Source organism: Vibrio sp. Vb1018, assembly GCF_033338775.1.
Classification (GTDB): Bacteria; Pseudomonadota; Gammaproteobacteria; order Enterobacterales; family Vibrionaceae; genus Vibrio; species Vibrio alginolyticus.
The window spans coordinates 422,834-436,978 of record NZ_JAWOTI010000002.1 but is presented as its reverse complement, the minus strand read 5'-3'; the positions used below and the strand labels follow the sequence as shown (position 1 = coordinate 436,978).

Annotated in this window: 7 protein-coding genes; 6 read left to right on the top strand and 1 reads right to left on the bottom strand. The window is 43.5% G+C overall.

Going from position 1 to position 14,145, the window contains the following annotated elements:
* Positions 1 to 32 precede the first annotated feature (32 nt).
* Genes R7Z10_RS04230 through R7Z10_RS04210 form a run of 5 tightly spaced genes read left to right on the top strand, consistent with a single transcriptional unit; the run spans position 33 to position 4,584 of the window.
* The gene (locus tag R7Z10_RS04230) at positions 33 to 992 is read left to right on the top strand and encodes an ABC transporter substrate-binding protein (protein WP_318104073.1); all 960 of its coding nucleotides are present in this window, start codon (positions 33 to 35) and stop codon (positions 990 to 992) included.
* A complete protein-coding gene (locus tag R7Z10_RS04225) occupies positions 976 to 1,959 on the top strand; it encodes an iron ABC transporter permease (RefSeq protein WP_237305897.1) in 984 nt (327 codons plus the stop codon). Before R7Z10_RS04230 ends, R7Z10_RS04225 begins: the two co-directional genes overlap by 17 nt.
* Complete coding sequence (locus tag R7Z10_RS04220) at positions 1,959 to 2,921, top strand: iron ABC transporter permease (RefSeq protein ID WP_012127577.1); 963 nt, start codon at positions 1,959 to 1,961, stop codon at positions 2,919 to 2,921. The genes R7Z10_RS04225 and R7Z10_RS04220 overlap by 1 nt, the downstream gene beginning before the upstream one ends.
* The gene (locus tag R7Z10_RS04215) at positions 2,921 to 3,724 is read left to right on the top strand and encodes an ABC transporter ATP-binding protein (protein ID WP_130546354.1); all 804 of its coding nucleotides are present in this window, start codon (positions 2,921 to 2,923) and stop codon (positions 3,722 to 3,724) included. Before R7Z10_RS04220 ends, R7Z10_RS04215 begins: the two co-directional genes overlap by 1 nt.
* Positions 3,724 to 4,584: a (2Fe-2S)-binding protein gene (locus tag R7Z10_RS04210; RefSeq protein ID WP_318104067.1), complete on the top strand. Its 861-nt coding sequence runs from the start codon at positions 3,724 to 3,726 to the stop codon at positions 4,582 to 4,584. The genes R7Z10_RS04215 and R7Z10_RS04210 overlap by 1 nt, the downstream gene beginning before the upstream one ends.
* A gap of 165 nt (positions 4,585 to 4,749) precedes the next feature.
* Here R7Z10_RS04210 and R7Z10_RS04205 read toward each other — a convergent pair whose 3' ends face one another.
* On the bottom strand, positions 4,750 to 5,712 hold the full coding sequence (locus R7Z10_RS04205; RefSeq protein WP_130546352.1) for a peptidoglycan DD-metalloendopeptidase family protein: 963 nt from the start codon (positions 5,710 to 5,712) through the stop codon (positions 4,750 to 4,752).
* Positions 5,713 to 5,965: 253 nt separating this feature from the next.
* On the opposite strand from R7Z10_RS04205, the gene R7Z10_RS04200 reads away from it, so the two are divergent.
* Positions 5,966 to 14,145 (top strand): hypothetical protein (locus tag R7Z10_RS04200; RefSeq protein ID WP_318104064.1); only part of this gene is annotated, 8,180 nt, incomplete at its 3' end.

Below are 14,145 nucleotides of genomic sequence, written 5' to 3'. Positions count from 1 at the left end.
TGTAAATATCAATAATTATCATTTGTAATTTAATGGGCAATTTTACAGCAGTCGTTATCATTTCAATAATTAGCCAAATGCTGTCTATTCAGCTTGCTTATGCAAGTGGATTAAACGCATCAGTTGTCGATGATCTAGACCATACTATTTCGACGTCGAATGTGACCCATTTCCCGCGTGTTGCAAGCGTGTCTACTTTTGGTGCAGAGCTAGTAATAGCAATGGGTGAGAAGCCTGTTGGTGTATCCGATTATCCTGGTGGATTTCCTCCTTATCTTTCTGCTTTAAATGACGTGCCAAGTCTTGGTAATCGTTCAAGAACCAGCTTTGAAGCTTTGTACGATGCGAAGCCAGATTTGGTTGTTGGTTTGGGGCGAATGTTAGAGCCTTACTATCAGCGCTTCGTCGAAATCGCACCGCCTCTCGGTTTTGATTTGATTACTTTAGAAGACAGTTTTTCTGCGGTAGAGCGTGCAAGCATGGCAATGGGGCGAGAAGAGCAGGGCAATGCACTAAATATGTGTTTTCAGACTTTTCTTGATGAAATGCAATCAAAGCTTGGTAAAAGACAGCTTTCTGGTCTATTTCTGACAAGCGCAGGCGTCACTCCTCGAGCATACTACTCACATTTTATGTCCGTTGCTCTTATGGAAAAATTGAATATCCGAAGTGCGAATGGTGACTCGCCGTACGCGACGAAAACGCCTTTTTCTGGGCAAGTGGGTCTTGAGTGGTTGGTAAAACTCGATCCCGATGTGATTTTTATGTACCAGAACGCCGAGCCACAATTTACCGAATCGAAAATTTGGCAGAGCTTAAAAGCGGTGAAGAACAATCGAGTTTACTTGGTTGATATGACATGGCGAGAGCCAGAAGGGCCACTTTCACGAATTTGGGTCGCGATGGATATCGCCCACAAAGTGTATCCCGATCTTTTCCCTGCGCCTTCTGTTGAGCGAGTTTATGAGGTGATCAATGGCTCATGCTCTTAGGATAACCAAACCAAGTGCGGTGATGGTTCGCAGTTTGGCGACGGTTTTGTTACTAGCGGTGGTTTATGTGTCTTTGTCGAGTGGCATTTACCATTTTGATGCCCAGCAGATCATGGCGTTTTTGATTTCTGATTCAAGCAGCCAAGCATCTTTAGTGTTTTGGGAACTACGTTTACCTCGCACCTTAATCGCACTCTTTGGTGGGGCGGCGTTGGCGGTATCCGGCTCACTCATGCAAGACATCGTTCGCAACCCATTGGCATCTCCAAATCTGACCGGTGTGATGTCTGGCGCAGCGCTTAGCGTGTTGACGGCGACCATGTTCTTGCTGCCATTGCCAACTTTGTTTTGGGGGATTGTAGGTGGTTTGCTTGGCGGTGCCATTACCTTATCCATTAGTTGGAAACAGGGCGTCACACCAGCGCGTTTGGCGTTAGCTGGCATTTCCGTGAGTGCGTTTTGCCAAGCAGCGGTGACCTACATTCTTCTGTCGGATCGCGTAGACAGTGAGTCACTGTTTTTCTGGTTAACGGGCAGTAACGCAGGCGCGAATTGGTCGGTGTTTACGCCGCTTGTTTATACCGTCATTCCTGCGTTTATATTGCTTGCGGTGACGCATCGACAGCGTGGTTACTTACTGCTGGATGACACGGTTGCTCGTGGTTTAGGTATCGCGATCAACCGTTATAGATTGGCGTTTGGTTTTGTCTCTGTCGTGCTTACTGCGGTTGCGGTTGGTGCATTTGGTCCTGTCGGTTTTGTTGGCCTTGTTGCCCCTCATCTCGCTCGCATGATGGGGTTGGGACTTGGCGGCGCAGCTTTGATTGGCGCGGCACTCGTTACCGCAGCAGATCTCCTTTCTCGAACCCTGCTTATGCCGTTGGAAATTCCGATTGGCGTCATTACCGCGACTTTAGGTGCGCCTTGGTTTCTTATGTTGATTGTTCGTAAGCTGAGAGGGAAATAATGAAAACGCGTTTCTTATTCCCTTGCTTGGCTTTGTTGGTGTTCGCTCCTGCACTGTTTATCGCTTCTAACCCAGAGCTTAGACAAGCAGGTGAACTGTTTATTACTCGCGGTACTTACCACCCATTTTGGTCGCTAACGTTACCAAGATTTTTGCTGGCGATTATGGCGGGTATGATGCTGGCAGTATCAGGCTTATTGCTGCAAACCACCCTCAAAAACCCGTTGGCAGACAGCGGTATTTTAGGGGTGAACGCTGGTGCTTCTCTTGGTGCTGTTTGTGCGATTTTGTTGCCCGCTTGGTTTAATTGGAATATCACCACAGAAAGCGCGTTGCTGCTGTTTTCAATGGCGGGTGGTTTGCTCAGCGCGATTCCTGTTTTGATCGTTAGCCGAATCGGAAATACAAGTCTCACTCTACTCACAGGTGTGGCGATCACGGCGATTCTTGGCGCATTGAGTTCGGCGCTGATCTTCACTATTGGTCAGGGTAAAACCGACATCGCATTGCAATGGATGGCGGGTGGTATGTATGGCCGAGGTTGGGAGCAAGTAAGTTATCTTCTGCCTTGGTTCTTGGCCTGTTTAGCGTTCATTGTTTTGGTGTATTTGCCATTGAAATGGGTACGCTACGATGATGCGATTTTGCGTGGTATTGGTATTAACGGTGCTTTGCTGCGTTTGGGGATTTTATTAGGCACGGTATTTATTACTGCGCCTGCTGTCTCAGCCGTTGGGCCGATTGGTTTTGTGGGATTGGTGATTCCGCACATTGCACGTTTGCTCAGTGCGAATGATCCTTTGCGAACCATGTTCACGACTTTGATTTTCGGCGCTGGCTTCCTCGCTCTTTCAGATGTTTTAGCCAAACACTTACTGTTCCCAACCGAAATCCCAGCGGGCGTGATTACCGCACTGCTTGGTGTGCCATTTTTCCTCTTCTTGTTAAGGAAACACTCATAATGACCCTATCTTCAAAAGGGCTTGAAGGGCAATCGCTCACCTCAGGCTACAACGATACGATGATCTTGAACGATGTGAACATCCGTCTTCAAGAAGGTAAGGTGACGGCGTTCATTGGCCCAAATGGGTGCGGTAAAAGTACGCTGATGAAGACCTTAACCGGTGCAATAAAAGCGAAAAAAGGCGACGTGACTTTTAAAGGTAAAGCGCTTAACCAATGGAAGCTTAAAGATCTCGCTAAACACATTGCGATTCTGCCTCAACATCCTACGGCACCAGAAGGTGTCTTGGTTGAGCAGCTTGTTGCGCTTGGTCGTGTTGCTCATCGCAAGTGGTATCAGGGCAACAGTGAGCGTGACCAAGAAGTGATTACTGAATCGCTTGCTTCTGTCGGGTTGGCTGGTTACGAAAAGCGTGTAGTGAGTACGTTGTCGGGTGGTGAGCGTCAGCGCGTTTGGCTGGCGATGTGTTTGGCGCAAGAAGCTCAGTGGTTATTGCTGGATGAACCAACCAGTTATCTCGATTTAGGTCACCAACTCGAGCTACTCGAAGTGCTCGATAAGTTGAACAAGGAACGCAACTTAACCATCGTTTATGTTCTGCATGAACTGAGCCAAGCTGCGCAGTTCTCCGATGAACTGGTACTAATGAAAAAAGGTCAGATCTTAAAACAGGGAGCGCCTTTGGATGTGCTCACTGAATCGACCCTTGAATCGGTGTTTAAAGTGGAAGGAAAAATGGAAGTCATTGATGGCTACGTTTACTGTTTACCAAAAGCTTATGTTCGTGAGGAAGTGCGTTAATGGAAAGCCTGTTTAATCAGTTTCGTACTTTAGTGTCTTTGCCTGAGAATGTTAAAGCGCTGAGTGTCAGCGAGCAGCAAGCCATCTTGAATCGACACGAACCTTTCTTCCGCTTACGTTTTGCTGAACAGCCGAAAGGCATTAAAGCCAGTGAATGGTTTGAGCGTGAGTTTCCTGCTGTTGTGCAAGATTACGCAAACTCTATTGAGGTAAAGCTGCCTTTTGCCGTGCCTATCTGGCAGAAAGTGTTCAACGCGATTTTGCTGACGTCGCTGGTCGGTCACCGTGTGGTGTTTGATCGCGTGTTGCAGTTAACACTCGATGATCTGTATCTGACCATTGGTGAAGACCATCGTATCGCAAGCATTGAAGTGTTGAGTGCAACGCCTTTCTTTGCTCTTGAGGCTGGTAACGAAAACGCGATGCAAGTGGAGTCAGAACTGGCTTTAGATGAGAAACTTGCGCAAGTCATTACGACGCTCTCTGAGCCATTGGTGCCGCTGTACAAAAAGCAGAAAGTTAGCCCGAAAGTGTTTTGGGGGAATGCCTTGTACGCGTGTGATTTGGCGTTTTCTAAACTTGCGCATCAACCATTAGCCAATGACAGGTTAGATCTAGACGTGCAAGCGGCATCAAAGTGGCAGCAAAACCTATTTAACGCGGTAACACCAAAAGGCGGTGAGTTAAACACGGTAAAAAAGGTGACCTTTAATGGTTTTCAAAAGCTCTACGTGAGACGAGAAACGTGCTGTCTGAAATACAAAATTGAAGGCAAAGAGAAGTGCTCAACCTGTAACTTGCACGATTCAGAAATCCAAGAAAACATCATGCGTATGAACATGCTTGGGTTATTTCAGTAAAATCGATAAATTATCATTTTTTATTGACCACATGTAATTTCAGTAAAAGTCGCTTATTTGAAAAGGTTTTATGTGATTTAGAGCAAAGTTATGGCCTACTGTAGTTGCGGATAAATGGCAGTAGGAAGAATACACGAATCGAAGTGGCTGTTGTTACCTGTTTGACTACTTATACCGTTGCCATTCCGCTGTTAACTCTGCTTTTTCTTTTCTCGCTGCAATCAGCATTTCTATATTTACGTCAGTGTTTGGGTGCCTTTGAATGTATCGCTCGTAATCAACCGGAACACCATTGATGTGCAGTTCAAGATGTAAATGCGGCCCTGTTGTTCTTCCTGTGTTACCCGTTTTCCCTATCACTTGTCCTCGGCTAATCTTCTCACCAACATGGACGTTGCGCTGAGATAAGTGTAGGTAGCGTGATACAGCGCCATTTGTGTGGCGGATATTAATGTAGTTGCCGGCAAAACGGTTGTAGCGGGACTTTAAAACGATGCCATCAGCAATACTACGAATCGGTGTACCTACAGGTGTGGCATAATCAGTGCCTAAGTGCGGAGTCGTTATATTGGTCACTGGATGTGTTCGCTTTAAGTCATAGTCAGAGCTCACTCTGTAGTTTTTATCAAAGGGTGAAGAAAACATGAACTGATTATTTATCGACACACCATGCTCATCAAATACGTTACCGTGACCATCATTGATAATAAATAAATCAGTTTTACTGCCTAAATAGTAAAAAGAACTAATGTAAGTTTCATTTTTACTATTTAATTTAGTTCTTAAGATAAAGTTATCACCTCTTTTAATAGAGTCAATAATATTAAACTTGCTTTTGATAAGTGCTAATAGCAAGTTGATCTCTTTTTGACTCACTCCTGATTTTAATAATGAAGCGACAAAAGAGTATTCAACAACACCGATAGTGATTTTTTGCCTACGAGTATTCTTATTAATTGGTGGCTGCACATTCTCACTTTCGAATTCTAAAGGCTTGATGGTAGGTAGCCTATCTACAGGAGTGAGGAAGTAGTGAGAAAGCGATACGCTAATCAATATGATTAACGCAGTAGTGATAAGGGCTACGGTAGGAGCTTGCACACTCCTTTTTATTATTAAAATAGTCATTAGTTTTGTTGGTTTATCAATACTGACAGTTGTGCGTAGAGTATAATATTTTAAATAAAAACTAGCATTAAAGCATGAGTAACTCCTCTGTTTTAACTAAGTTAATAATTATAGGGTGTAAAAATAATTTTAATAATTCAGTCAAAGTGACGGTTGGCTTGGTGTTTATGCCTATTTTGTTGGTGTTAATGTCACGTTGAGAAAATATTTTTCAATAATATAATCTCGGGAAAATATATTTTGCCAAATTACTATGTTCGCTAAAAATACGCTGAAATTAACATTAGGTCTTACGCTTACATCTCTTTTATTGAGTGCATGTGGTGGTGGTGATGGAGGAGACAACACACCGCCAGCTAGAAGCAAAGGAAGCATTTCCGGTATGGTGTTTGACGCCCCAGTCAATGGCGCCAAGATTGAGGTTTTCGAGTTCAAAAATGGAAACTTAGGTCGGAAGTTGGCTAACACAACGTCTGATGCCTTCGGAAACTATCTGCTAGAGTTTGAATCTTCGTCAATGCCTCTTTTTGTTGTTGCAAAAGAGGGGAGTTATACCGATCCGTTTACAAATGAAACGGTATCTGTGAGTAATGCGAAGACACTTAAATTTGAAGGTGTTGTGAACTTTAAAGAGGGGAGTGAGCAAAAGTTAATGCTTACTCCGCTGTCGAACTTGGCAGCAGGCTTGGCAAAGTACAAAATTTCTCAGGGGGCCACAGATAAGAGTGCCTTTTCAACCGCTTTGGATAGTATCAATAGCATGTATGGGTTTGACGTAAATGAGACCAAACCTATTGATATAACCAAAGGTGGGCAAAGCAGTTTTGCTAGTACTGGGCATCAATACGGCGCTTTATTAACAGCATACTCGTCTTACTCTTACGATCTTATAAAAAAATACGGCAACAGCGATAACGTCTACACTTCGATGCACTTCGCTGACATCCAATATCGGGATGTTATTGCAGATGGTGTTCTTGATGGTCTTGAAGTGAGCAAGACTTCAGGAGCAGTGACTCCCCTCAGCTTTGGACAGAAAAAGATAAACAGCGACGTTTACACACGTGACTTATCTCAGCACGTTTTGATCGTGGTAAACGACCCAAGTATCAATATTTCAGGTACTGATGCTTCCGACTATGTCGACTTTAGTAAGAAGCTTAATGATTTAGGTACATATGGCAGTACAGATGGCGTCATTCCACCGCGAGATGGGACGGAGATTGATACCACAGCGCCTATCGTGACACGCATTGACCGTGATGTACTTGCTGGCACCGATAAAGTTGATCTAAAAATTGTTGATGATATCGGTGTAGAAGACGTATCCGCTTTTATTCAATATCAGATTAATGGCTCTTGGTCTGGTGAATTTCAATGTAACGACATACAAGATTTTGGAAGCACATTCTGTTCGGTTGAATTTGATGATTTTGAAGTTGGCCTTCGAGAGACCAACGTTAAAGTTAACATTAATACCAAAGAGATCGATAGTGTAGATATGGACCCTGCCACAGGGCTCTCAAACGTAACAGCAGCACGGTTAGTCTTGTATACAGCGGATGTACTGGGTAATGAGTTAATTCCAGGCAGCCATTCGGGTCTTCATATCAACTTTGAATGGGATAACGATGCGCCTGTTATCGATATTACATCGGCGAGTGCAATTAATAACCAACTTAAAGAATACGTTCTGAAAGGGGTTGTAAAAGAAAGCTCGCAAGAGATTAGTTCGGTCAGTATTTCATTTAAAGATGGCTTACATGAGGGCGTCACATGTTCTCCTGTCACTGTAGAGTCTGGAAATGCTTGTGAGTTTAGTAAGGCTTACCCAACTGATGAATTCCTATCTACGACGGTCTTTGAGGTTCGAGCGAAGGATAGCAAAGGCAATACGGGCTCTGCGCAGCATGCAGTAAGTCGTGACGATCAAGCGCCAGCACAGACGATAACCTATCCTGAAGGTACGTCAATGACGTACGTAAATGTGGGTTTAGATGGTGAACGAACCACTTACGATGGTATCTACTCTCAAGATACGTACACCCCAGACAATGTTCAAGCAAGCCGCGATTTCCTGAAGATTGATTATGCGTACGCAAGTTTAGGGATTCAGAACTCATTAAAAGGGATAGATTTTAGTAACTTCAACGCTAATTTATTGAAAGAGAATAAAATCCCTTATGTTCGTGTGAAAGTTTCAGACGTAAACACCGATACGGTTTTAGGCTCCAACGCTAATAAGCTTAAGCTCGTCGTCAAGTACTTCGTAAGCCAAAACAACGATAACAACTACTCACTTCAGCAAGTTATTGACACAACCGCATCCGATGACGATTACATCGCAAAAATTCCGCACGAAACGCTATTAGATAGCAATGGGCGAGTAGAGGATGTCATCTATTACATTCCTTTTGTAAGAGATATTTTGGGTGACAGCTTTAAATCGGTATCAGAAAACAGTAGTCAAAAGTTAGTCATTCAAACCGTCGATGAGTCTGATAACGAAAGCACTCCAAGAGAAGTATATTTTAGAAGTAGCTTTGACCTACCAACCATAAAAGTGGTGACACCATTTATTGGTGCGCGAGCTCAACTTGAAGGGTTGAGCCCAAGTGGTGAATTCACTTCACTTGCAAGTTGTACCACTATCCAGCAACTGGAAAGTGACCAGTCTATGGCTCTTGACGTAGCGAGCTGTGAAACCACAACTGACGTAGTGAATTATGATTTCATGCGTGTTCGTTTAATTGGTATCGAAGGTAGTGAGCCATACTATTACCAATGGAAAAGAGATCCAGGGACCAAGAAAGTAACGGTTGACTTAAACAAGGCCAATATTGGTGTGTATTTTAAGCTCAAAGGTTCTCAAACTTACTATATTACTGAACTATCGACATATCAGACTGGTTTGTTTGATTTCCAGTGGGATCAAGTGACAGCGGGAGAGAAAACTTCAGAACGTGCGATTCAAATTCTTGATGAGGTGCGCTACGCGTTATCAGGTACGAATAACAACTCATTCTTTGGGTTTGATCCAACGGTTGTGTCTTATGCAACCAATGAAATGCTTACGACTAAAGCGATTCCAGACAAGCCATCAAATGACTATCTACACCGATTCCTTGTTGAAGCAATTGATAGTATTGCCGAGAGAATGCCAAGAAATAACTCATTAGATTTTGCATCTGCTATTTACGATGATTTTAGCTACGATGGAAAAGCAAATGGTATAGGGGCCGGAGGAAGTCAAATTACGCTCGATTCTTACACGTTTGGCGCTGAAACTTACCGAAAAGATCTGGCGCAATCCTATTATGAAATCATGGCGAGCAAATACGGTATTGAGACCAATATCGCGCAGCTCTATGCTGATGATATTTCGATGGCTAATCCTGACTTAAATGGTAAGAACATTTTTGATACAGAGGGTAGCAGTATCGATACCTTGCCGCCGCAGCCAAAATTAACCATTGAAAGCGGTAGAGAGACGATGGTTGGTAATAGGCTTTATATCGCTGGCGAGGTTGTTTCTAAAATTGTCCTAGACGATCCTTCTGGTATTGTAGGAACCGACGCTTACGGTCCGAAGTTTAGCACGATGTGGTATCAAGCTAATGAGCCAAATATCGAAATACCACTGGACATCAACATCGTAGAAAACTCAGACAGCAGCAATGCTTATCGAAAAGAGTACTTCTTCACCCTTAACTCCCAGTCTAGTGAACTAAAAGATATTATAGAGTTTGCCGTGGAGACCAGTGCTATGGACCCACATGGCAATGCGTATGGTTACAATGGTAAATCTCCGTTTATAGAATCGGTGTTTATTGATAACGACTTCCCTAAGGCCAGTTACCTTCCACCGAATGATGTCGATGGTAAACCTGTAGAAAACGGTATTTATTTAAATGCGAACAATACTCATGAATTAACCTTCAAGGTTGAGGATATTGTTGGTGATAAGCTTGCCTCGAGGGGCCTTGTTTTCTACCAGCAAACCGGTGAAAAAGTAACATATACACCAGAAAACTTTGCAAGTAACTCGAAAGACGCGTTTAAAGTCAAACTATGTACGGGCGAGATTTGTTCAAATCAAGGCTCTACGATTTATCCTGGTGATGGAGATTGGTTAGTTGTTGCAGCAGCAGAGGACAACTTAGGTAACTCCGTTTCAGAGTTAACTAGCACCGCTCCGAGATTCAATATTCGTATCGACTCTGAAGCCCCTATTGTAAAAAGTGAGCAGGTTCAAAGCCGTTTAGGTGGTAATAACCAATGGACACCTGTCATTGATTGGGGGACGTTAAGCTCTGGCAATAACGTAAAAATAGATTTGCGCCGCGGATCTGGTCAGGCTCTGACATTAGAAAGCTGTGACCCTCTAACAGAGGCGTGTGACGTACCATACCTAGTTGGTGAACAGCCTGACGTCAAAGTCCAACTGGTTTCAAAAGCATTTGATTACGATGAATGGAATGAATTTTACGTCACTGCGACGGACAACGCTTACCCTGCCAATGTTAGTACAACAGGGAAATTTACCTTCCAAGTCGATAACAAAGGCCCTGAAATCATCCTAAATACGCCTTGGGTTGAAGACACATTGTCTAAAGAGAACTATGTCATAGGGCGTGAGTTCAATGTGCGATTTAAATCCGTAATAGACGATTCAGACCTTGAGCAAGTCTCGCTGTATCAAAGTGGTAAAGATTCGCCAATTAAGACAATTGTGCCAACGGATTCATCTAAAGAGTTTGTCATGTCTCTTATCAAGAGTGACACAGATAAAATAGACATTTCTGAAGATGAAAAAACAACGTCATTGTATGTAAAAGCAACCGATATATATGGTTTTGAGTCTAGTTCTAACACGCACAAGGTTATTCTTGATCGTGATGGGCCAACATTAGGATTAAGTGGTTTCAATGCGAATGACTACTACTTAGGTAACTATGTCTTTGACCTAACGGCGCTAGACCTAAATGCTAACGGTGATGTTTCAATTAATGGCGTAAATAGAGAAAGCCTAGAGTATTGGACGTTTAGCGATCTGGAACCATTACCTGGCTCTCCTGGTACAAAAATCAATGAGGATCTCAAAGTGAGCCTTGGTGATTTAGGTACGGGTACACACAAGATTCGTTTAAAAGGGTCTGATGTTCGTGGCAACACAACCTTAACCAGTGATGAGCAAGATTTTACCGTCAAAGTGTACAACTCAATCCCGCAGGTGACGCTGGCGATGAGTTACACGGATGGAACGCCAATTACAAACAACACCATCTATCAAGATGGGAATATCGTACTTACGCTTGATATTGTTGATGATAGTGGCGTTGATCGAATTGACTCAACGTATAGATTCTCTGGAGAGCAAAACGGGACTAACTTTACGTTCTCAGAAACCGCAGATGGCACTTGGACTGCAACGTTGCTTTCTACACAAATTGCCAAAGATGGTAATTATGAACTTGATATCAAAGTTTATAACAAAGTTCGTTACCTTGATGAAAAAGACCGAAAGGTTGGAAAAGTAAACCAAACCTTTAGCGTACAGCGTGAAGGCGTGGTTCTAACGGTTGAAAGCCCGCTGGACTTCCAAAATTACTTATCTGATGGTGTTCTTGATGTCACCTTTACTACATTGAGTGCGGTCAAAGCCAAAACGTTAGAGTGTTGGGTTCGTGAAGAATACAACTCTCTAGATGCGCCACCAACTAATGAGCAACCAACTTCTGGTGTTATCAACGTATCGCAAGAACCTTACAGTTGTAGTGTCAATGTTGGGCAAAACATGACCAAAGCACCTGTTACTTTGATCACTAAAACCTTGGGTACAAATGGGCGTGAAACGATCAACAAGTTCAATTTCTCGATGGTGGATATTGATGCACCGACAGTCGTAGATGGTAACTCATACAGTTTTAAAGGAAGTGATGTTTGGTTTGATGAAGCTTTGAAGAAGAAGATGCTCACATTTGAGCTCTCTTTTAATGATGCTTTATCAGGCGTGAATACCGAAAGTTCAGATGAATATCCAAAGTTGGTTCGTAATCTTGGCAACAAAGCTTATACACCAACGACTTGTGCCAAAGGTGTTGGAAATATCAAGTGTACGTATTCTGAATCCTATGCCGATATTATTGATGGCCTGAGTACAACTCAAGAATACAAAATCAAGAACTTATCTGATTTAGCAGGAAACTTGACGCCAGAGCACGATCTATTGCTTGAATTACCTAAAGGTTCGGTAGTCGTTGAAATTACTGATCCGGTTGGAAACACAACCATTAATGGTCAGCAGCTTGTCGCCAAGTTCAGAATTAAGCTGTATGAAAACTCTAGGCTAGACAATGTGATGGCCAGGTTTGGAACGGAATCCTACAACTATAAAGATAATCCGGAGAAGTTTGCACAATTAGAGGTGTGTGCAGATGATCCAACCTACAAGTGTTCAACATTTACAAGTGAACTTCCTAGCGATGCGGATGGAAAAACGATCAGGACGACGATTACAGCAACGGATGTTTGGTCGAGAGTCGGTGAAGCGACCGTTGATATTAAAGTTGACAATACATCTCCAAGTGTTGGCGATGAGATTATCGTAACTGAATCGCCAACAAATCCAGATAATGTTCGTTTTCGTTTCGACATAACAGACACTGGTAGCAGCCTGGCAAAAGTAAACTATTCAATTTTAAACCCAAGCTATCAAGAAGAAAGAGTAGAGGATGGGAACGGTTCATCTACGTACTTTGAACTACCGAAATCTCAGTTAGAGGGGCGTGGTTCAATCACGGTTGATATCAAAGCGACAGATAGTGTTGGGCTATATTCAGACATCAGAAAAGTCATTGATATTAGTGTTCCTAAAGTCACGGTTGATTTCGATGGAATTACGAGTTTGCAGGGGGGCAAACTGTTTTTTACCAAGGCGAGCCAGCCGTTTACGGTATCTACTGTGGAAGGAGAAAGAGTGAAAGCTTCACAATATTCTGTGGAGCTTATTCCAAGCCTCGGTGATTCCTTGCGTTACTCAGGTGATGTTATCTCATCTAGTGGTAATGGAATGATGAACTTTGCCGTCGATAACCAAGGGTCATACACCCTTAAGGTGACGGTGACGGACTCAGTTGGAAGAGAGAATACAAGCTTTGAATTACTGGGCAAAAGTTATGATGGAAAGGTTATCGAATCTATTGTTGATTATGACGCTCCAAGTATTTCGGGCTTAAGTGCTAATCAAATTTCTAAGGTACCGACAAACGATAAGTATCAGCTAGAAATTAGCGCATACATTACAGATAAAAATTTAAATCTCGTCACGTCAAAAGCGGTGAGTGGTGGCAGCACTGTGGCTCCTCAAGCGATTACTGAGCCGACAACCGAAGCGGGACCTTATGTCATAAGCTATTTGTTACCTAAAGGCGATCATACGATCACGGTGGCAGCAACAGACAAGGTGGATAACAAGAGTGAAAGTTCTATTGACGCGCATGTGGAAGCGGCAACCGTTCCCGGGCTAAGTATATCTACTGCTTCAAGCGCCCCTCTTTTTGGAGGTGAAGAGATTACACTTACGTTTAACTTTACAGAAGAAGTTACTAACTTTGATATCTCAGATGTCCACCTTGTCGCTAGTGATAACGGCGCAACAGGAACGTTAAAGCAAGATACGTGGTCCACGTCAGACAACGTTACGTGGACGGTTAATTACATCAGTCCAGAAAAGCAAGATAAAAACATAACAATACAGGTAGAGGATGATAGCTACCAAAGTACCAACACCATTCCTGGAAAAGGAAGCAGTTTAAATATCGCGGTTGAAGGAACCTTACCAAAACTGACCAATGTGACATTTAACCCTGAGCATCAGAGCGTGGGGCAAAGCGTGAGTGTCTCGCTTCAGTTTGATAAAGAGCTCCAAGAGGCGACCGCTACGCTTGGCGGAAATCGCATTAGTTCTCTGTCAGCAACGGCAGATAAAAAGGTCTGGGTTGGTGATGTACAAGTTCCGAGCACCGCGCTGTTAAGTGTCGACTTGGTTGTTAGTCAATTTAAAGATTTGACTGGCAACATAGGTGAGGATAACACCGCTCACGAATTACCGATCACGCCAACCTTAGCTATTGCGCCAGTGGGCAGTGTGGATGAAGCGCATGCCGCCACGCTACAATTCGAAGGCACGTCGACACGTTTTGACGGTCAGTCCCTGCGTCTTGAAGTAAAAGCCCAAGGCAGCGCGACGGTATTGAAAAGCAGCAGTGCGACGGTACAAGCCGGTGGCAATTGGACCAGTGACGCGATTGATATGAGTCACCAAACCAACGGCACTTATACCGTGATTGTGACAGGGACGAACTCTGCGGGCATTGAAGTGAGTGAAAGCCAGAGCTTTACACTGGCGCAGTCTCTGCCAACGCTGACTAA

What these genes read in the sequence shown, in the direction of transcription:
- R7Z10_RS04230 (WP_318104073.1), top strand. Translation starts at nt 33, where the DNA reads ATGGGCAATTTTACAGCAGTCGTTATCATTTCAATAATTAGCCAAATG.
- R7Z10_RS04225 (WP_237305897.1), top strand. Translation starts at nt 976, where the DNA reads ATGGCTCATGCTCTTAGGATAACCAAACCAAGTGCGGTGATGGTTCGC.
- R7Z10_RS04220 (WP_012127577.1), top strand. Translation starts at nt 1,959, where the DNA reads ATGAAAACGCGTTTCTTATTCCCTTGCTTGGCTTTGTTGGTGTTCGCT.
- R7Z10_RS04215 (WP_130546354.1), top strand. Translation starts at nt 2,921, where the DNA reads ATGACCCTATCTTCAAAAGGGCTTGAAGGGCAATCGCTCACCTCAGGC.
- R7Z10_RS04210 (WP_318104067.1), top strand. Translation starts at nt 3,724, where the DNA reads ATGGAAAGCCTGTTTAATCAGTTTCGTACTTTAGTGTCTTTGCCTGAG.
- R7Z10_RS04205 (WP_130546352.1), bottom strand. Translation starts at nt 5,712, where the DNA reads ATGACTATTTTAATAATAAAAAGGAGTGTGCAAGCTCCTACCGTAGCC.